The sequence below is a fragment of the Streptosporangium sp. NPDC053982 genome, from assembly GCF_055585205.1.
This window is the reverse complement of record NZ_JBVJKQ010000010.1, coordinates 104,257-123,279: the sequence shown is the minus strand read 5'-3', so window position 1 is coordinate 123,279 and position 19,023 is coordinate 104,257. Positions and strand designations below refer to the sequence as shown.

Annotated in this window: 18 protein-coding genes; 7 read left to right on the top strand and 11 right to left on the bottom strand. The window is 73.2% G+C overall.

The genetic code is table 11. From position 1 onward, the window contains the following. The first annotated feature begins 34 nt into the window (after positions 1 to 34). The 4 genes from yczE (at position 35) to ACZ6W9_RS19585 (ending at position 4,236) form a co-directional block, all read left to right on the top strand. Positions 35 to 640 carry a membrane protein YczE gene (gene yczE, locus ACZ6W9_RS19600; protein ID WP_389968224.1) on the top strand — a complete coding sequence of 202 codons (606 nt, stop codon included), beginning with the start codon at positions 35 to 37 and terminating at the stop codon, positions 638 to 640. A 90-nt stretch (positions 641 to 730) separates the two neighbouring features. Then, on the top strand, positions 731 to 1,303 hold the full coding sequence (locus ACZ6W9_RS19595) for an IS607 family transposase (RefSeq protein WP_389968421.1): 573 nt from the start codon (positions 731 to 733) through the stop codon (positions 1,301 to 1,303). A 10-nt stretch (positions 1,304 to 1,313) separates the two neighbouring features. Continuing rightward, positions 1,314 to 2,447, top strand: a complete 1,134-nt coding sequence (locus ACZ6W9_RS19590; protein ID WP_389968226.1) for a hypothetical protein — start codon at positions 1,314 to 1,316, stop codon at positions 2,445 to 2,447. Positions 2,448 to 2,466: 19 nt separating this feature from the next. Then, positions 2,467 to 4,236 (top strand): glycoside hydrolase family 15 protein, encoded by a 1,770-nt coding sequence (locus ACZ6W9_RS19585; protein WP_389968228.1) that lies wholly within the window; start codon positions 2,467 to 2,469, stop codon positions 4,234 to 4,236. Between the two features lie 108 nt (positions 4,237 to 4,344). Here the strand turns inward: ACZ6W9_RS19585 and ACZ6W9_RS19580 are convergent, their stop codons facing one another. Both ACZ6W9_RS19580 and ACZ6W9_RS19575 read right to left on the bottom strand, forming a co-directional pair. Beyond that, a complete protein-coding gene (locus ACZ6W9_RS19580) occupies positions 4,345 to 5,268 on the bottom strand; it encodes a hypothetical protein (protein ID WP_389968230.1) in 924 nt (307 codons plus the stop codon). A gap of 96 nt (positions 5,269 to 5,364) precedes the next feature. Further along, positions 5,365 to 6,339 carry a S66 peptidase family protein gene (locus ACZ6W9_RS19575; RefSeq protein ID WP_389968232.1) on the bottom strand — a complete coding sequence of 325 codons (975 nt, stop codon included), beginning with the start codon at positions 6,337 to 6,339 and terminating at the stop codon, positions 5,365 to 5,367. Positions 6,340 to 6,369: 30 nt separating this feature from the next. Between ACZ6W9_RS19575 and ACZ6W9_RS19570 the strand changes: the two genes are divergently transcribed. Further along, the gene (locus ACZ6W9_RS19570) at positions 6,370 to 7,251 is read left to right on the top strand and encodes a sulfotransferase family protein (RefSeq protein WP_389968234.1); all 882 of its coding nucleotides are present in this window, start codon (positions 6,370 to 6,372) and stop codon (positions 7,249 to 7,251) included. Between the two features lie 100 nt (positions 7,252 to 7,351). On the opposite strand, the gene ACZ6W9_RS19565 is transcribed toward ACZ6W9_RS19570, so the two are convergent. The 5 genes from ACZ6W9_RS19565 to ACZ6W9_RS19545 all read right to left on the bottom strand — a co-directional run bounded on the left by ACZ6W9_RS19565 (position 7,352) and on the right by ACZ6W9_RS19545 (position 13,073). Next, positions 7,352 to 9,223, bottom strand: a complete 1,872-nt coding sequence (locus ACZ6W9_RS19565) for an ABC transporter ATP-binding protein (RefSeq protein WP_389968236.1) — start codon at positions 9,221 to 9,223, stop codon at positions 7,352 to 7,354. 51 nt (positions 9,224 to 9,274) lie between these two features. After that, positions 9,275 to 10,084, bottom strand: a complete 810-nt coding sequence (locus ACZ6W9_RS19560) for an enoyl-CoA hydratase/isomerase family protein (protein WP_470118930.1) — start codon at positions 10,082 to 10,084, stop codon at positions 9,275 to 9,277. Positions 10,085 to 10,216: 132 nt separating this feature from the next. Further along, complete coding sequence (locus ACZ6W9_RS19555; protein WP_030904785.1) at positions 10,217 to 10,432, bottom strand: helix-turn-helix domain-containing protein; 216 nt, start codon at positions 10,430 to 10,432, stop codon at positions 10,217 to 10,219. A 114-nt stretch (positions 10,433 to 10,546) separates the two neighbouring features. Beyond that, positions 10,547 to 12,142 carry a ribosomal protection-like ABC-F family protein gene (abc-f, locus tag ACZ6W9_RS19550; RefSeq protein ID WP_389968240.1) on the bottom strand — a complete coding sequence of 532 codons (1,596 nt, stop codon included), beginning with the start codon at positions 12,140 to 12,142 and terminating at the stop codon, positions 10,547 to 10,549. Between the two features lie 274 nt (positions 12,143 to 12,416). Next, positions 12,417 to 13,073, bottom strand: coding sequence for an acVLRF1 family peptidyl-tRNA hydrolase (locus ACZ6W9_RS19545; protein WP_389968242.1), 657 nt, complete (start codon positions 13,071 to 13,073; stop codon positions 12,417 to 12,419). A gap of 211 nt (positions 13,074 to 13,284) precedes the next feature. Here ACZ6W9_RS19545 and ACZ6W9_RS19540 point away from each other — a divergent pair, with 211 nt between their 5' ends. Together ACZ6W9_RS19540 and ACZ6W9_RS19535 are read left to right on the top strand one after the other, a co-directional pair. Continuing rightward, positions 13,285 to 14,382 (top strand): EAL domain-containing protein, encoded by a 1,098-nt coding sequence (locus tag ACZ6W9_RS19540; RefSeq protein ID WP_389968244.1) that lies wholly within the window; start codon positions 13,285 to 13,287, stop codon positions 14,380 to 14,382. Between the two features lie 279 nt (positions 14,383 to 14,661). Then, a complete protein-coding gene (locus ACZ6W9_RS19535; RefSeq protein ID WP_389968246.1) occupies positions 14,662 to 15,504 on the top strand; it encodes a siderophore-interacting protein in 843 nt (280 codons plus the stop codon). An 82-nt stretch (positions 15,505 to 15,586) separates the two neighbouring features. Here the strand turns inward: ACZ6W9_RS19535 and ACZ6W9_RS19530 are convergent, their stop codons facing one another. From ACZ6W9_RS19530 to ACZ6W9_RS19515, 4 genes are read right to left on the bottom strand one after another with little or no spacing between them, the layout of a single operon-like run. After that, positions 15,587 to 16,192 carry a response regulator transcription factor gene (locus ACZ6W9_RS19530; protein ID WP_362944096.1) on the bottom strand — a complete coding sequence of 202 codons (606 nt, stop codon included), beginning with the start codon at positions 16,190 to 16,192 and terminating at the stop codon, positions 15,587 to 15,589. Further along, positions 16,189 to 17,325 carry a sensor histidine kinase gene (locus tag ACZ6W9_RS19525; protein ID WP_389968249.1) on the bottom strand — a complete coding sequence of 379 codons (1,137 nt, stop codon included), beginning with the start codon at positions 17,323 to 17,325 and terminating at the stop codon, positions 16,189 to 16,191. The genes ACZ6W9_RS19530 and ACZ6W9_RS19525 overlap by 4 nt, the downstream gene beginning before the upstream one ends. 50 nt (positions 17,326 to 17,375) lie before the next feature. Further along, positions 17,376 to 18,110, bottom strand: a complete 735-nt coding sequence (locus ACZ6W9_RS19520) for an ABC transporter permease (RefSeq protein WP_389968251.1) — start codon at positions 18,108 to 18,110, stop codon at positions 17,376 to 17,378. After that, a complete protein-coding gene (locus ACZ6W9_RS19515) occupies positions 18,107 to 18,994 on the bottom strand; it encodes an ABC transporter ATP-binding protein (protein WP_389968253.1) in 888 nt (295 codons plus the stop codon). The genes ACZ6W9_RS19520 and ACZ6W9_RS19515 overlap by 4 nt, the downstream gene beginning before the upstream one ends. Between the last annotated feature and the right edge of the window lie 29 nt (positions 18,995 to 19,023).

Here is a 19,023-nt window from a genome sequence, read left to right as displayed (position 1 = left end):
CGTGGATCAGTGGCCTTGAAGAATGAAGGCCATTATGAGTGAAGCATCCATCTCATCCCTGGGCTCCCTGCCGAACCGCCTCCTGCGTCTGTACGCGGGGCTCGCGCTGTACGGCGCCGGCATCGCCCTGCAGATCGAGTCGAGCCTCGGCGGAAGCCCCTGGGACGTCTTCCACCAGGGCCTCGCCGTCCACATGGGCCTCTCGGTCGGCACGTGGATCATCATCGTGGGCGCCCTGGTCATGCTGCTGTGGATCCCGCTGCGGCAGAGGCCCGGGATCGGCACCATCAGCAACGTCATCCTCGTCGGCGTGTTCGCCGACGCGGTCATGTGGCTGGTCCCCTCGCCCGGCCCGCTGGCCGCGCGCTGGGCCTGCCTGCTGACCGGGGTCGTCGTCACCGCCGCGGCGACCGGCCTGTACATCGGCGCCGGCCTCGGCCCCGGCCCGCGCGACGGGCTGATGACCGGCCTGAACCGGCTCGGCCTGAGCATCCGGGTGGCCCGCACCCTCGTCGAGATCACGGTGCTGGCCGCGGGCTGGCTGCTCGGCGGCGTCGTGGGCGTCGGCACCGTGGTGTTCGCCCTGGCCATCGGGCCCCTGACGCAGTTCTTCATGCCGTTCATGCGGCCGCGCGGCTGATCCGCCGCGGCCGGGGTTCAACCTGCTCTCGAATAAGTGTCCATGAGTGTCCTTTGGATGCGATGAGTGACTTATGATCTCGCGTATGAACTGACGGAATGGGCGCGCGCACAAGGGATCGCCCCGCGTACCGCGTACCGCTGGTTCCGCGAGGGCATGCTGCCGGTCCCTGCGGAACGAGTGGGACCGCGCACGATCCTGGTGAACATCGACGCGAACACCTCCCCACCGGTGACCGGTGGCGTGGGCCTGTATGCCCGAGTCTCGTCCCACGATCACAAGGCCGACCTGGACCGGCAGACGGCACGTCTGTCGGCGTGGGCCGCGAAGGCCGGGCACAGGATCGTGCGCATCGAATCCGAGATCGCCTCGGGCGTGAACGGCCGCCGCTCGAAGGCCGGGCGCCTGCTGGCCGATCCGAAGGTGACCACCGTGGTGGTCGAGCACAAGGACCGCCTCGGCCGGATGAACGTCGAGTTGGTCGAAGCCGCCTTGTCCGCCACGGGTCGTCGCCTGGTCGTGCTGGATGACGGCGAGGTCGACGACGATCTGGTGCGGGACATGGCAGAGGTGCTGACGTCGTTGTGCGAGCGCCTGTACGGTCGCCGGTCGGCGAAGAGGCGGGCCCGTAAAGCGCTGGAAGCGGCGGCTGCCGATGAGTGAGCGTAAGCGGTTGCGTGCCATCGACGCGCCGTTCGTCGCGCCCGGCCCGGCCGGTGTGGCGATACGCGACCGTCTCAAGCATCTGACGCCCGAGGACGACACGGTGTTGCGGCTGGTCGGCGAGCATCTCGGCCGCTTGGCGTCGCTGGATCTCAAGGCCCGCCGCATCGATGGCGCAGATCACAGCCCGGGCACCTGGGCGGCCCGCAAGCAGGGCCTGACGGCCGAATCGTCGTCCCGCTGGGCGGGCAGCATCACCAAGGCCACCCACGATCAGTGGGCGCTTTGCCGGCGCTGCCGGCTCGCTCACATCCAGGGCCTGCAGGCCGGTGTCGGCATCCTGATGCACCGCCTGTCCCGGCCGATCGGGGAAAAGGGCACCAAGCAGGCGCCCGGCGGATACCGCTCCAAGGGCGAGTGGTTTCACAAGTCCCGCCGCCTGGCGGCCCTGCAACGCCGCCTCGATGTCGCCCGGGATGAGCGTGAGGCCCACGTCGTGCATGTGGTGCGCGGCGGGCGTCAGTTGCTCAACAACCGTCACAACCTCCAAGCCGCCCGGCTCACCGAACCCCAGTGGCGTGAGCGTTGGGAGGCCGCGCGCTGGTTCCTGTCCGCCGACGGCGAGTCCGGCAAGCACTTGGGCAACGAGAAGACCCGCGAGAAGCATGGCCGCAAGAAGCGATTGCGGCAGATCATCTCTGGAATCCCGACCGGCAGGCTCAAAGCCCGGCTGGTCTCGATGGCTGCCGAGCGGGACCTCGCCATCGTCGCAGTGGATCCGGCGTATACCTCGATGTGGGGCGATGAGCACTGGCGCAAGCCCCTCACCAGCGGCAAACGAAAGATGTCCCGACACGATGCCGCCGGCATCGCGATCGGGCGACGCGCCCTCGGACACCCGATCCGGCGACGGGCGGCACCGCCCCGCGACGACCAGAGTGATCGTCGCGGGCATCGGACCGCCCAGGCCCGACCGGGTGACCGAGAGCGTGAGGGAACCCGCCCACTCGTCACGGAACCTGCACACGATGCACGCCGCCGGACGAGGACTCAGCGAACGCGGGAGACCAGCGCGTCCAACACCGTTCGGGATGCGCGCGGTTCCGGAAGCCGGCATCAGATGCCGCTCCTGGACACTGCCTAGGAACGGTAGCGTCGGAGCCATGCGGATCGAGGACTACGCGCTCATCGGCGACATGCAGTCGGCCGCCCTGGTCGGGCGGGACGGCTCCATCGACTGGCTCTGCCTGCCACGTTTCGACTCCCCGGCGTGCTTCGCGGCGCTGCTCGGCGACAAGTACAACGGGCAGTGGTGGCTGGGCCCGTCCGGCCCCGGGCGGCCGCCCGCCACCCGGCGGCGCTACCGGGGCGAGACGCTGGTCCTGGAGAGCGAGTGGGACACCCCCACCGGCACGGTCCGGGTGATCGACTTCATGCCCGCCAGGCACGCCAACCCCGACCTGGTCAGGATCGTGGAGGGCGTGTCGGGGACCGTCGAGATGTCCACCGAGGTCCGCGTCCGCTTCGACTACGGCCGCATCGTGCCCTGGGTGCGCCGCACCGACGGGCTGCTGCACGCCGTCGGCGGCCCCGACTCGATCTGGCTGCACTCCCCCGTCCCGCTGCACGGCGGCGACTACGCCCACCGCGCGAAGTTCTCCGTCTCGGCGGGCGAGCGGGTGCCGTTCGTGTTCACCTGGCACCCCTCCCACCAGCCCCGGCCCGTGGAGATCGATCCGCTCGAGCAGCTCACCGAGACGGAGGGGCTGTGGGAGGAGTGGGTCGAGCAGTGCACCTACCAGGGGCCCTGGCGCGAGGCCGTGGTCCGCTCCCTCATCACGCTCAAGGCCCTCACCTACGAACCCACCGGCGGAATCGTCGCCGCCCCCACCACCTCGCTGCCCGAGAACATCGGCGGGGTCCGCAACTGGGACTACCGCTTCTGCTGGCTGCGCGACGCCACCATGACGCTGGACGCGCTCATCGGCGCCGGCTATCTCGGCGAGGCCCGCGACTGGCGCGCCTGGCTGCTGCGGGCCATCGCCGGCCGCGCCCAGGACCTGCAGATCATGTACAGCGTCTCCGGGGAGCGGCGGCTGACCGAGCTGGAGCTCGACTGGCTGCCGGGCTACGAGGGCTCCCGTCCGGTCCGGATCGGCAACGGCGCGGTCACCCAGCTCCAGCTCGACGTCTACGGGGAGGTGATGAACTCCCTGCACCTGTCGCGCGCCTCGGGCATGGAGCCCGACGACCGGGCCTGGACCATCCAGCTGGAGCTGATGGACTACGTGGAGGCCCACTGGGACGAGCCCGACGAGGGTCTGTGGGAGGTCCGCGGCCCGCGGCGGCACTTCACCCACTCCAAGGTCATGTGCTGGGTCGCGGTCGACCGGGCCATCAGGCAGGCGGAGGACTTCGGCCGGCCGGGGCCGGTGGAGCGGTGGAAGGCGCTGCGCGAGCAGATCCACTCCGAGGTCTGCGACAAGGCGTTCGACGCGGCCCGCAACACCTTCACCCAGTCGTACGGCTCGCGGGAGCTGGACGCCGCGCTGCTGATGATCCCGATGGTCGGGTTCCTGCCGCCGGGCGACCCGCGGGTCGTCGGCACGGTCGAGGCGATCCAGCGGGAGCTGATGACCGACGGCTTCGTGATGCGCTACCCGGTGTCGGATGACGGCAACCTCGACGGCCTGCCCGGCGGCGAGGGCGCGTTCCTGGCGTGCAGTTTCTGGCTGGCCGAGGCGCTGGCGATGATCGGCCGCAGGGACGAGGCCGTGGAGCTGTTCGAGCGCCTGCTGGCGCTGCGCAACGACGTGGGCCTGCTCGCCGAGGAGTACGACCCCCGTCACGGCCGTCAGGTGGGGAACTTCCCGCAGGCGTTCAGCCACGTGCCGCTGATCCACGCCGCCCGCGCGCTCGCCGGGGACGACTGACCGGACGCGGCCGCCCGGCCGGGCACGCGAGGGGACGGGCCCGCCGTACAAGACGTGCCGGGAGGGCTGGCGCCCGGTGGGGCGCCGGGCCCGCCGTACCGGTGCGGGTCAGCGCTCGGGGGTCTCGGCGTCGGTGTCGGTGTCGGGCCGAACTGCCAGGGCGGCGATGACGCGGGCGAACTCCGGTGGCGGGGCCACCACCAGGCGGACCTGCCCGTCCTGGGCGACCAGGTCGGCCCGGACCAGGGCGAGCCCGCCGCCGTGCCACCAGTAGACGTGCGGGCTGAGGGCGCCGGCGCGCCGCTCGAACTCCCGCTGGGCGAACAGCCGCAGCCGCTCGATCGCGCGGACCACGCCGAGGCCCTCGACCGGGTGGACGACCACGGTGGCCGGCCCGGTCAGCGCGACCAGCGCGCCGTCGGCCGGGAGTGGCAGGTGCTCGTCCAGGCGGCGCAGGCAGGAGGCGGCGCCCGCGCCGTCCAGGTTCAGGACCGCGACGCCGCCGAGGTCGGCCTCGTTCACCGCGGGCCGTCCGCCGCGGACGTTGGCCGCGGCCAGCTCCAGCGCCTGGGCCGCGGTGACCGGCCAGCAGCCGGCCTCCTCGGGGCGGACCGGCCGCTCGGCCGCGCCGTGCCCGACGGTCAGCACCTCCACCAGGTCGGCGGCCAGGTGGCGGCCGACCACGAGGCCGTCGTCCAGGCCGTCGTCGAAGCGGACGCGGGTGCCCAGCAGCGGGCCGGCCTGGGCCAGGTCGCAGGCGTCGAACGGCTCGCCCGCCGTGGCCAGCACGTGGGAGAGGTGCCCGGACACCAACACCGGCCAGTCCTCCCGCGACCGGCGGCGCGCCTCGGCGCGCAGGCCCGCCAGCCGTACCTCGATCGTGCGGGGGCCCGACAGGGTCAGCGTGGCGCCGCCGGGCTCGAAGGAGCAGCCGTAGCCGAGGGTGTCGGCGACGAGGGCGAGCAGGGAGTCGAGATCGACCTCCTCGACCGGGCGGGCCGGCCCAGGCGGGGCCGATCTCGCCGCGTTCACCGTTTTCGCCGAGTCCACCGGGTTCGCCGAGGGCGCAACCCGCCGATCACGGTGCCGCCGGAACAGCCTCACGCACTTTTCCCCTCTCCCGTCCCCCTAGGTCTGCACCCAGGGTGCCTTCCCGGGATCGGTGAGTGAGCCCGTCAGAGAGCACGATTCTGCATCAATAGCACCAAGTGCCCCCAACTGCACACTGAACTGTGGTGTCCCATGGCCCACGGGAAGCCCGGCGACCACCGGCGCCCCGAGCGGCGCGAGCCGCTCGACGAGCGTCGGGTAGGGGTCGCCGCAGCCCACCCAGGACCCCAGGGCGAACCCGGCCGCGCCGTCCAGGGAGCCCGAGCGCAGGAGCTGGGTGAGCATCCGGTCGACGCGGTAGGGCTCCTCGGCGATGTCCTCCAGCAGGACGATCCGGCCCCGGGCCCGCATCTGGTGCGGCGTGCCGCACAGCGCGGCCAGCAGGCTGAGGTTACCGCCCGTCACCGGTGCGACGGCCCGTCCGGGGACGATGACCCGGTCCCCGGTGATCGGCCCGGGCTCGCCGAACAGCGCGGCGGCGAGGTGCTCCAGGGTCCGGGGCTCGGAGCCGGCGGGGCCGCTGAGCGCGTCGCAGGCGGCCATCGGGCCGAACAGCGAGGCCACGCCCAGCTCGACGGAGAACGCCTGGTGCAGCGCGGTGACGTCGCTGGAGCCGACGAGGGTCTTGGGCCCGGCGGCCCGCATGGCCTCCCAGTCGAGCAGGTGCAGGATCCGTGAGGCCCCGTAGCCGCCCCGGCCGCAGAACACCGCGGCGACCGCCGGGTCGCACCAGGCCCGCTGCAGGTCGGCGGCCCGGCCGGCGTCGGAGCCGGCGAGATAGCGGTCGCGGTCGAGGACGTGCTCGCCCATGACGACCTTCAGTCCCAGCTCCTCCAGCACACCCGCGCCGCGCCGCAGCTGCGCCGGGTCGGGCGGGCCGCACGGGCAGACCACCGCGACGGTGTCGCCGGGGCGCAGCCGGGGCGGGACGACGGCGGGCCGGACGGCCGCGCCGTCCGTGAGGGATGGTGTGGGCAGGGCCGGTTCGTTCACGCTGGAAACGGTGCCACACTGGGCACACATATGCGACCTCCGCCCCACATCCTCGTGGTCAACGGCATCAAGGTCCGTCAGCCGGTGTTCGTGCTCGCCGCCCCGCACTCCGGCTCGGACCTGCTGGCCCGCGCCCTGAAACGCTCCCCCGGTTTCCACGTCACCATCGGCCGCGCCCCGGTCGCCCACGTGGTGTACGCCTTCGCCCGGCGCCCGTCCATCGCGGGCCGGGGCATGGGGGCCACCCGGGTGCTACGCGACGCCCTGGCCGAGTCCTGGCAGATCCTCCCCGGCGCCTGCGGCGAGTGCCCGGCCGCCTGCCGGGAGGCGGGCGGCGTGACCGGTGCCGGGCCGTGCGCGGCGCCGGGCGCGGTGGCGCGGTTCGGCGATGCCAGCCCCGACCTGATCTACAGCGCCCAGGTGCTGCTCCAGGCGTTCCCCGACGCCCGGTTCGTCCAGCTGATCAGGGACGGCCGGGACGTGGTGGCCGACATGCTGGCCGACCCGGCGGCGCTGGCGTGGTTCAAGCCGGCCATGCTGAGCGAGGAGACCGAGTTCCCCAACCCGTTCCTCGGCGTCAAGGCCGCCGAGCACCGCGACCGCTGGAAGGAGATGCCCACCGCGGGCAAGTGCGCGCTGCGCTGGCGCAGCGCGGTCCGGCTGTCGGCCGCGCTCCACCGCGACCTGCCGCGCGGGCAGCTGCTGACCCTCCGCTACGAGGAGCTGGCCTCCTCCCCCGCCCGGACCGTGGAGGAGCTGTCGGCCTTCCTCCAGGCCCGGGTGTCCAAGGTCGCCCTGTACGGCGGGCACGCCCCCAGGGCGGGCGTGTGGCGGAGCAGGCTGCACGGCGAGGACGCCGCCCTGGTGGAGAAGGTGGCCCGCACCGAGCTCACCCGCCTGGGCTACCGGTGACCGCGCCTCCGGCCCGGTCCGTCCCGGATCCGCGGGTTCCCTCAGATCCCCGGGCCGCCGATGGTCCCCGTGCGGCCCGCCGCCGGGCCGCACGGGGAGGTCAGTCGCCGCTGAACTGGGTGCGGTAGAGCTCGGCGTAGACGGCGCCGCCGGCCAGCAGCTCCTCGTGGCGGCCCCGCTCCACCACCTGCCCGTCGACGATCACCAGGATCTGGTCGGCCTCGCGGACGGTGGACAGCCGGTGCGCGATGACCAGGGAGGTCCGGCCGTCCAGCGCTGTCTTCAGCGCCCGCTGGACCGCGGCCTCGGACTCGGAGTCGAGGTGGGCGGTGGCCTCGTCGAGGACGACGACCCGGGGCGCCTTGAGGAGCAGCCGGGCCAGGGCCAGGCGCTGCTTCTCCCCGCCGGACAGGCGGTAGCCCCGGTCGCCCACCACGGTCTCCAGGCCCTCGGGCAGCGCCTCGACCAGGTCGGCGATCTGCGCGGCGCGCAGGGCCTCCCAGATCTCCTCGTCGCCGGCCCCGGGCCTGGCGTAGGCGAGGTTGGCCCCGATGGTGTCGTGGAAGAGGTGGGCGTCCTGCATCACCACGCCCACGGTGTCGCGCAGCGACTCGAAGGTGGCGTCGCGCACGTCCAGGCCGTTGATGCGCACGGCCCCCTCGTTCACGTCGTACAGCCGCGAGACCAGGCCGGTGATGGTGGTCTTGCCGGCGCCCGACGGTCCGACCAGCGCGATCATCTGACCCGGCCGGGCGGTGAAGGAGACGTCCCGCAGCACCTCCTGGCCGGGCCCGGGGTCGGGGCGGGCCACCGACTCCAGCGAGGCCAGCGACACCTCGGAGGCCGCGGGGTAGGTGAACCGGACGCCGTCGAACTCGATCGAGGCCGGACCGTCCGGGACGGACCGGGCACCGGGCCGCTCGGCGACCATGGGCTTCAGGTCGAGCACCTCGAAGACCCGGTCGAAGCTCACCAGCGCGGTCATCACGTCCACGTGCACGTTGGACAGGCTCGTCAGCGGGCCGTACAGGCGCATCAGCAGGGCCGCGAGCGCCACCAGGGTGCCGAGCTCGAAGGCGCCGTCGATGGCCAGCAGGCCGCCCCCGCCGTACACCAGCGCGGTGGCCAGGGCCGCGACCAGGCCGAGCGCGACGCGGAAGAACGTGCCGTACATGCCGACGGTGACGCCGACGTCGCGCACCCGCCCGGCCCGGCTGCCGAAGTCGGCGGCCTCCTCGTCGGGGCGCCCGTACAGCTTGGCGACCATGGCGCCGGCGACGTTGAACCGCTCTGTCATCAGCGAGCTCATCTCGGCGTCGAGCTGCATCTGCTCACGGGTCAGGCCGGACATCTTGCGGCCCACCCAGCGGGCCGGGAAGAGGAAGACCGGCAGCAGCACCAGGGCGACCAGGGTGATCTGCCACGACAGCGCCAGCATCGCGCCGAGCACCAGCACCAGCATGACCACGTTGGACACCACCGACGACAGGGTGCTGGTCAGCGCCCGCTGGGCGCCGATCACGTCGGTGTTCAGCCGGGAGACCAGGGCGCCGGTCTGGGCGCGCATGAAGAACGCCACCGGCATCCGCTGCACGTGATCGAAGACCTCGGTGCGCAGGTTGTAGATCAGTCCCTCGCCGACGCGGGCGGAGAACCAGCGCTGGCCGAGGGTGAGGGCCGCGTCGGCGAGCGCCAGGGCCGCGATCACCCCGGAGAGGGCGAGCACCACGCCGGGCCGCTTCTGGGCGATGCCGTCGTCGATGATCGCCTTCATCAGCAGCGGGTTGGCGATCACGATGACCGAGCCCGCCACGACCAGCACCAGGAACGCCGTGATCTGCCGGGCGAACGGCCGCGCGTAGCGCGCTATGCGCCTGACCGTGCCCGGCGCGAGGCGCTCCTTGGTCACCGAGCTGTCGCGCCGCAGCGAGCGCATCGCCTGGGGGCCGAACCCCCCGCCCATCATCGCCATGTGGCCTCCTCCACCGGGAGGAGCGCCGGCCGGGTTCCTTCCATTCCGGCGTCAGCTTCCGGCGAACAGCGCCTTGACCCGGGCGACCTGTTCGCGCCGTTCGGCGGCGGCCTGCTCCTCCAGCGTACGGCCCGCGGCGCCCTGGAGCAGGCGCTTGGTGGCCGTCGCGGCGTCGCGGTCCACCGCCAGCAGCGCGGCGGCCAGGTCGCGTACGGCGCCGGCCAGCTCGTCCGGGGCGACCACGAGTTCGGCCAGGCCCAGCCGGACGGCCTCCTCGGCTCCCACGGTGCGGGCGGTGAGGCAGATCTCCAGGGCCCTGGGCAGGCCCACGATGTCGACCAGCGGCTTGGTGCCGGTCAGGTCGGGCACCAGCCCGAGGGCGGGCTCCTTCATGCACAGCTTGGCGTCGTCGGCGAGGACGCGCAGGTCACAGGCGAGGGCGAGCTGGAATCCGGCGCCGATCGCGTATCCCTGGACGGCCGCGATCGAGACGACGCCGGGGCGGCGCAGCCACAGGAACCCCCGTTGCGCCTGGGCTATCCGCTGTTCGAAGACCGAGTCGTCGAGCGTCGCCGAGGACGCGAACGATCCCTGGCCCGGCACCCCTTGCGGGGTGAACATCCGCAGGTCGATCCCTGCCGAGAAGGACGGTCCCTCGCCCCTGACCACGACGACCCTCACCTGCTGCGGCAGGCGGTCACCGATCCGGGCCAGCGCCGACCAGGTCGCGAACGTCTGAGCGTTCCGCTTGTCCGGCCGGTCCAGCGTGATCGTCGCGATCTCGCCGTCCACCTCGTAACGCAGACCGGCCTCCTCCGGGGAGGGCCCCTCCGCGCTTCCCGCGAACACCGCTTCCGTCATGGCTCGCTCTCCCAGCTGCCGTCTTCCGTCTCGCCCGAGCCTATCGATTCTCCAGAACGAGGTTCTACAGGCCCGAGCGGGACGTCTCAGCGTGGGGGACGAGCGGCTGCGGTCGCGCGTTCCGAGGCGGTGTCAGCGCTTCGACTTACCCCGGGTGGCGCCGCCGCGCCCTCGCAGAGTCACACCGGACTCGCTCAGGATGCGGTGGATGAAGCCGTACGACCGACCGGTCGAAGCGGCCAGGGCGCGGATGCTCTCACCCGCGCTGTAGCGCTTCTTCAGGTCGGAGGCCAGCTTTTCACGGTCGGCCCCGGTGACCCGGGTGCCTTTCTTGAGAGTCTCGGCCACGAGTACCTCCTGTAGTGCCAGACTTCCGCAGCGTTACTCACGCCATGATCAGTCATTTCAGCGCGATCGGCTACCTACTCCATGGGAAAAGATCCGTACCCGCTCAAATTAAGATCAGGCAAGTGCCACAAGATCGGAAAATTCATCACTCCAAGCATCTTCGACTCCGTCAGGTAGCAAGATCACCCTATCGGGTCGTAGCGCCTCGACTGCACCCTCATCATGCGTGACGAGCACAATCGCCCCAGAATAGGACTTTAGTGCAGTGAGGACCTGCTCACGGCTGGCGGGATCGAGGTTGTTCGTGGGCTCGTCGAGCAGCAGCACGTTGGCCGCGGACAGCACCAGGGTGGCCAGGGCCAGCCGGGTCTTCTCCCCGCCCGACAACACCCCGGCCGGCTTGTCCACGTCGTCCCCGGTGAACAGGAACGACCCCAGGACCTTGCGCAGCTCGACGTCGGCCAGCTCACTGGCCGAGCGCATGTTCTCCAGCACCGTCCGGTCCGGGTCGATGGTCTCGTGCTCCTGGGCGTAGTAGCCCAGCTTGAGGCCGTGGCCGGGCTTGACGGCGCCGGTGTCCGGCTGCTCCAGGCCGCCCAGGATGCGCAGCAGGGTGGTCTTGCCGGCGCCGTTCAGGCCGAGGATGACGACCCTGCTGCCCCGGTCGACGGCGGCGTCGACGCCGGTGAAGACCTCCAGCGAGCCGTAGGACTTCGACAGGTCCTCGGCGGTGATCGGCGTGCGGCCGCAGGGCGCGGGCTGCGGGAAGCGCAGCCGGGCGACCTTGTCGCCCTGCCGCTCGGCCTCCAGGCCCGACAGCAGGCGCTCGGCACGGCGCTGCATGTCCTGGGCCGCCTTGGCCTTGGTGGCCTTGGCGCGCATCCGGTCGGCCTGCGACATCAGGGCCGCGGCCTGCTTCTCGGCGTTGGCGCGCTCGCGCCTCCTGCGCTTCTCGTCGGTCTCCCGCTGGGTCAGGTAGGCCTTCCAGCCGACGTTGTAGGTGTCGACCACCGAGCGGTTGGCGTCGAGGTGCAGGACCCGGTTTACCGTCGCTTCAAGAAGCCCCACGTCGTGGCTGATAATGATCAAACCGCCCTGATGGGATCGTAAAAAATCACGAAGCCACCCGATTGAGTCGGCATCGAGGTGGTTTGTCGGCTCGTCAAGCAGGAGAGTCTCCGCCCCGCTGAACAGGATCCGCGCCAGCTCCACCCGCCTGCGCTGACCTCCCGAGAGGGTGGACAGCGGCTGCCCGAGCACCCGGTCCGGCAGCCCGAGGCTGGAGGCGATCGAGGCCGCCTCCGACTCGGCGGCGTATCCCCCCAGGACGTGCAGCCGGTCCTCCAGCCGCCCGTAGGCCCGCACCGCCCGGTCGCGGGTCCGGTCGTCCGCCGAGGACATGCCCGCCTCGGCCGCGCGCAGCTCACGCAGCACCTCGTCCAGCCCGCGGGCCGACAGGATGCGGTCGCGGGCCAGCACCTCCAGGTCGCCGGTGCGGGGGTCCTGCGGGAGGTAGCCGACCGCGCCGGTGGTGGTCACCGTGCCCGACGCCGGCAGCGCCTCCCCCGCCAGCACCTTCGTCAGGGTGGTCTTGCCCGCGCCGTTGCGGCCGACGAGCCCGATCTTGTCACCCGGGTTGACCCGGAACGACGCGCCCTCGATGAGCAGCCGGGCCCCGGCGCGCAGCTCGATGTCAGAAGCCACGATCATGGTGGAAAACACTCCAGAATGGGATGGGACGGCTCACCGTACTGCCAGTACCGCCGAAGTACCGCCGAACCGGCCGTCGTGTGCTCCTCAGGCCCCCGGCCCGGCCGTCTCGCCTCGCGGGGCGGCGTCAATCGGAAGTGCGCATACCGATCAGTGTACGGCGCGCGTACGAGGGCTCTCCCCAGGTCGCGCCGGACCGGCCGTGCCGCGGGTGCGGTACGGCCGGGCCACCGGTACGGCCGGCCGCGCCCCCGGTACGGCCCGGCGGGGCCGGTCAGGTCGGATCGGCCAGCCGGATGCGGACCGCGCGGAACAGGCCCGGGGCGGTCCGGAGCACGGCCAGCCGGGGATCGGGGACCGTCAGGAAGGGCCCGGCCTCCAGCGCGAAGACCCCCTCCAGCCTGCGGTCGGCCCGCAGCGCGTCCACCGCGCGCCGGTCGCCGCCCAGGACCACCGCCTCCAGCTCGGCCAGACGCGGGGCCAGGACCCGCAGCGCGACCTCGGCCGCCGCCGCGTGGGCCTCCCCCACCTGCTTGTCCCTGCGCCGGGCGAACCGCTGCTGGGACCAGCCGCCCGCCGCGCTGCGCCCGTGCACGAGCCGAGAGCCCACCTTGGACGCCAGGAGCGTCTCCCCCTGGAAGACCCCGGCCGCGTGGCCGCCGAGCCGCACCAGCAGCACGCCGACGCGGCGCTCGGCGCGGGCGTGGGTGATCAGCCGTGCCAGCGGGCCGCCTCCGTCGGGCGTCAGCGGCGGGAACGGCACGTGACACTCGGCCACCGCGCCGTCGGCGGCCGCCAGCCGTACGGTCCCGTCACCCGCCGTCGTCTCCAGCGGGCCGTGCCGGGCGGCGAAGCCGTCGATCCAGCGGCCGAGCCGCTCCGGCCCCACCGACACCCAGCGGGCCCCGCCTCCGGCCGGTCGTGATGTCACGGGAACCGACCCTACCGGCCCCGTCGCCGCCCCGGACCCCGCCGGGAGGGGGACGCATCCGCCACGGGCGGCATGTCCACGGCGGCGTCCGGCCCGCCACGTGACGTTTCCGCCACGGTGACCGGCCGCTCAGCGCAACCCCCGGAGAAGACTCGGTGAACATCCCCGCGCCCGGTTCAGAAGCGCACCGGAGAGGCCCCATCCTCGGAACGTGCCGAGTGGAACGCCCCCTTTCTCGCCGGCTTCCGGGCCCGCCGCCGCGGCCCCCGCGCCCGTCGTCGATCTCGCCACCGGGGGCGTCATCGCCCTCCAGCCCGCGGTCCGGGGTGAGAACCTCTCCTCGGTGCTGCGGGCGATTCCGCACGTCGCCGGAGCCGGAACCCGCATGCCGCTGCTGCTCCCCCTGCCGTCGACGGTGGTGATCGGCGGATCGGCCGCGCTGGCGCCGCTGCACGAGGCCCTGCGCGTCAGCGGGCGTCGCCCCCCGGAGGTGATCCTGCTGGTGCAGGGCGACTTCGCCCCGATCGAGCGCCGGACCCTCCTCACCGGGCTGGAGGGGATACGTGCCGTCGGCTACCTGACGGCGATCGGCGGGCTCGGCACCGGCCACGTCCCGCTGGACCTGCTCGCCGACGCCGCGCCGTACCTGGCGGCGCTCTCCCCCGCACTGATGGCCGAGGTGCCGCGGGACCGGCGGCGCGCCACGCTCGCGGAGTCCCTCTCGGGCCTCGCGCGCAGTCTCGGCGTCCACATGCTCGCCCCCGCCGTGACCCGGGAGAGCCAGCTCGCCGCGGTGCGCTCCTGGGGGGTACGACTGGCGCAGGGGCCGCTGCTGGTCCCCGGTCCTTCCGGGCGGGTGCACGTACCGCTGCCCGTCGCCGAGCGGGAGCTGGCGGCGGCCCCCCTCGGCCCTCGCGTCCAGGAGTTCCTGCTCCCGGCGGTGACCCTGCCCTGCGAGGCCACCGCCGAGGAGGTGACCGCGGCCTTCGGTGGAGAGCCGTCGATCACCAGCGTGGTGCTGGTGGACGAGTACCAGCGTCCCCGGTCGAGTCTCGACCGGGGACGCTTCCTGCTGGCCGTCGCCGGCCGTTTCGGGCATGCGCTGCACGCCCGCAGGCCTGCCGCCCGCCTGGCCGACCCGGCCCGCACCGTTCCCAGGTCCACCCCCGCCGTCACCGCCATGCGGGCCGCCGGGCATGATCCGGCGCGGGTCTACGACGACCTGGTGGTCATCGACGAGATGGGCCGCTGCATCGGGATCGTCCGCGTCTCGGACCTCATCCGTCACGTCACGGCCGAGACGCGCTGAGCTTCTCGTCACCGCCGTTCCCCCGGCTCACCCGCGGTCGGCCGTTCCCGCGGATCACCGTCCGGACCCGGTTTCTTTACATCGTAGATTCATAGTTCGCGCTCCGCGTGCGAGCGCGCCGGGGGAAGGCGCGGACGGGCCGCCCGAGGACGGACGGGCGGAGCGCCCGCGGGCGCCGGAGCGCTCCCGGCCCCGTGGCGCGCCCCCCGCGGGAGCAAGTCCGGCAAATGCCCGTATCCTACGAATTAGGCGAACCTAACCTTCCCTATCGGAGTGATCATGGCAGAGGGCAGACCGGCGCGCAGGACGACCCGCGGCGAGGTGGTGCGGGTGGAGCGGCTCACCCCGCACATGATCCGGGTGGTGCTCGGCGGCGACGGCCTGGCCGGGTTCGAGGCGGGCGAGTTCACCGACCACTACGTGAAGCTGCTGTTCCCCCCGGCCGGGGTGACCTACCCCGAGCCGTTCGACCTGGCCGCCGTCCAGCGCGACCTGCCCCGTGAGCAGTGGCCCACCACGCGGACCTACACGGTCCGGGCGTGGGACCCCGCGGCGCGCGAGCTGACGCTGGACTTCGTCCACCACGGCGACAGCGGCCTGGCCGGCCCCTGGGCGGCCCGGGTACGGCCCGGCGACGAGATCCACTTCCTGGGTCCCGGCGGGGGCTACGCGCCCGACCCCGAGGCCGGATGGCACCTTATGGCGGGTGACGAGAGCGCCCTGCCGGCCATCGCCGCCTCGCTGGAGCGCCTCCCCGCCACCGCCCGCGCCCACGTGTTCCTGGAGGTGGCCGGCCCTGAGGAGGAGCAGCCGCTGAACCACCCGGCGGACACGGAGATCGTGTGGCTGCACCGCGGCGACGCGCCGGTCGGCGAGGCGCTGGTCGCCGCCGTGCGGGCGTTCGCCTTCCCCGAGGGCGAGCCGCACGTCTTCGTGCACGGCGAGGCGGGGTTCGTCCGGGACCTGCGCCGTCACCTGCGGGCCGAGCGCGGCCTGCCGCTGTCGCGGCTGTCCATCTCCGGCTACTGGCGCACGGGCCGCGACGACGAGTCCTGGCGCGCCACGAAGAAGGAGTGGAACCGGCGGATCGAGGAGGAGGAGTCCGCGCTGCTGTCGGCCTGAGGCGCGGCGTCACGGGGCCGGGAGCCCGCCGGGCCCGGACACGGGCCGCCCGGAGCGGAGCCGGGGCGGCCCCGTGGCGAGGTCAGAGCCAGCCCTGCGACCGGGCGCGCCGGACCGCCTCGATGCGGTTGCGGGCGTGGGTCTTGTGGATGGCCGAGGACAGGTAGTTGCGGACCGTGCCCTCCGACAGGTGCAGGCGCCCGGCGATGTCGCCGACGGTGGAGCCGTCGGCGGCGGCGGCCAGGACGTCGCGCTCACGGGGCGACAGCGGGTTCGGGCCGGCGCTCAGCGCCGCCGCGGCCAGGTCCGGGTCGATGACCCGCTCGCCGCGGCGCACCCGCCGTACGGCGGCGGCCAGCTCGCGCGCCGGGCTGTCCTTGACCAGGAACGCCACCGCCCCGGCCTCCATCGCCCGGCGCAGGTAGCCGGGGCGGCCGAAGGTCGTCAGGATCACGACCCTGCAGTCCGGCACCTCCTCGCGGATCATCGCCGCGGCCGTGATGCCGTCGCCGCCGGGCATCTCGATGTCGAGCAGTGCGACGTCCGGGCGGACCTCACGCGCCACGGCGACCGCCTCCGGGCCGGAGGCGGCCTCCCCCACCACCTCGATGTCGGGCTCCAGCCCGAGCAGGGACACCAGCGCGCCCCGGACCATCGCCTGGTCCTCCGCCAGCAGCACCCTGATCACGCCCGCGCCTCCCCCGCCGCCGCGGGGACCGTGACCCGCAGGACGAACCCGTTCCTCCGCGGCCCGGCGCTGACCACGCCGCCGGCCGCCTCCACCCGCTCGGCCAGGCCGCGCAGCCCGCTGCCCGGCTCGTACGGCCCCGCCCCGCGCCCGTCGTCGGCGATCTCCAGCACGGTGGCGCCGCCGTCGGAGGTCACGCCGATCTCGCACCGGCCCGCCCGGGCGTGCCGTATGACGTTGGTGACGCCCTCCCGCACCGCCCAGCCGAGCAGACCGTCCAGCTCCTCCGGCAGGGGCGTGCCCGCCAGGCGGACCGTCACGTGCGTCCCGGCGGCCTCCAGGGCCGCGCGGGCGCCGTCCAGCTCCTCCGGCAGGCCGCGCCTGCGGTAACCGGCGACGGCCTCGCGCACCTCGACCAGCGCCTTCCTGGCCACCGCCTCGACGTCGCGGATCTCCGGCAGCGCCCGCTCCGAGCCCTCCGCCGCCAGCCGCCCGGCCAGCTCGCTCTTCAGCACGATGAGCGACAGGCTGTGGCCGAGCAGGTCGTGCAGGTCGCGGGAGATGCGCAGCCGTTCCTCTCCCGCCGCCAGCCGGGCCATCTCCTCCTGCGCCCGGCGCAGCTGGGCGACCAGCAGCCGGGTGGAGCGCATGCCCCGGAACAGCGCGCCGAGGGTGACGGCCTGCAGCAGGAACAGTAGGGTCAGGCCGAGGTCGTGCTCCTCCAGCAGGCCGACCAGCGTGACGACGAGACACATCGCGGCGATGCAGGCCATCGACTGGCGCGGGCGCAGCATGCCGGCGTGCAGCACGACGGCGAAGATCGGCAGGGCCGTCCAGCTGCCGCCGAGGGTCGCCGCCAGCGCGACGGCCAGGACCGTGGCGGCGCCCAGCAGCCAGTAGGTGGAGCGGTCGGGCTCGCCGAACGTCCGCACGAGCAGCACCGCGGCGGCGTAGCAGGCCGTGAAGACCACCAGCCCGAGGACGCCCCACGCGGCCCTCGCGCCGGTCAGCTCCCCGGTGACGATCTCCAGGATTGGGAAGCACATGTAGACCAGGCCGGTGGACAGCTTGGCCAGCAGCCTGACGCGGTCGCCGTCCACCTCGCGGAGGAGCCGCGCGGAGAGGGTCTTCACGTCGGGAATCCTCCCATCAGGAGATCTCAGGCGCGCGCGGCTCGGGGATCTCAGGCGCGCGCGACGGCCCGCCGGTAGGCGAGCACCGCGATCACGCCCAGGACCACCGCCCAGCCGGCGAGGGCCAGGAGGTCACCCGGCGGCAGGCCGTCCCCGGCGACGATGCCGTGCCCCACGCCGACGTAGTCGGCGGACGGCAGCAGCCGGGCGACGCCGCGCATCCCCTCGGGCATGACCTCCAGCGGGATCCACAGACCGCCGAAGAGCGCCAGCGCGAACATCCCCATCATCGACACGGGCTGCGCGGTGTCGGGGGGCAGCAGCGAGCCGACGGCCAGGCCCAGCGCCGTGAACGGCGCCACGCCGAGCCACATCGCCGCCAGCAGGCCGAGCCACCGCCCGGGAGGCATCGAGACGCCCTGGAACAGCATGGCGGCGGCGCTGACGAGCAGGATCGCCGGCAGCACCAGCAGCATGGAGGCGATCAGCTTGGTCGTGATGATCTTCCAGCCGGCCAGCGGGGTGATCTGGAGCTGACGCAGCCAGCCGCTCCCGCGTTCCTGCGCCCACGGCACGGCGGTGCTCATCAGGGAGGCGGCGAGGCCGCCGTAGGCGCTCATCGAGACCAGGAAGTACGCCCTGCCGCTCAGCCCCCCGGCGTCGGCCTGGTCGCCGTAGACGCTGGAGAAGATGAGGTAGAAGACGACGGGGAAGACCACGACGAAGATGACGTAGCGCTTGTTGCGCAGCATCCGCAGGGCTTCGAGCCTGACGTAGTCCGTCATCGTGACTCCTGGACGAGGGAGAGGAAGGCGTCTTCGAGGTCGGCGCCGTCGATCCGCAGGTCGCGGACCTCCAGCGTGGTGCCGCGGTAGAGGGCCGCGACGGTGGCGTCCGGGTCGGCGGTGCGGAGCGTGGCGGTGCCGGCGGAGATCTCCACGTCGGAGACGCCCGGCAGGGCCTCCAGGCCGGCCGCCGCCTGGCCGCCGAGGGTGAAGCGGACGGTGTGGCCGCCCGCCCCGGCCTTGATCTCGGCGGCGGTGCCGTCGGCCACGACGCGTCCCCCGGTGATGACGATCACCCGGTCGGAGTTCTCGTCGGCCTCGTGCAGGTAGTGGGTGGCGAACAGGACGGTCCGGCCGCCCGCGGCGTAGGAGCGCATCGCCTCCCAGAACCGCAGCCGCGACTCCACGTCCATGGCCGCGGTGGGCTCGTCCAGCACCAGCAGTCTGGGCGCCCCGGCGACGGCCAGGGCGAACCTGACCCGCTGCGCCTGCCCCCCGGACAGCTTGACGGCCCGGCGCCCGGCCAGGGCGGTGAGGTCGGCCATCGCAAGGATCTCGTCCAGGCCGAGCGGGGAGGGGTAGAGCCGCCGCACGAAGGCGACCAGCTCCCGGACGGTGAGCTCGGGGATGAGCTCGCCGCTCTGCAGCATGGCGCCGACCTCTCCCCTGGCGACGGCCTCGTCCGGGGAGTGGCCGAAGACCTCGATGCGGCCCCGGGTGGGGCGCAGCAGCCCGAGCAGCATGTTGATCGAGGTGGACTTGCCGGCCCCGTTGGGGCCGAGCAGGGCGACGGTCCGGCCGGCCTCGACGGTCAGGTCCAGGCCGTCGACGGCGAGCACGTCGCCGTAGCGTCTGCTCACGTCGGCGAAGGAGATGGCGTTCATGGGCGCAACGCTAGGCACGCCCGGACGCG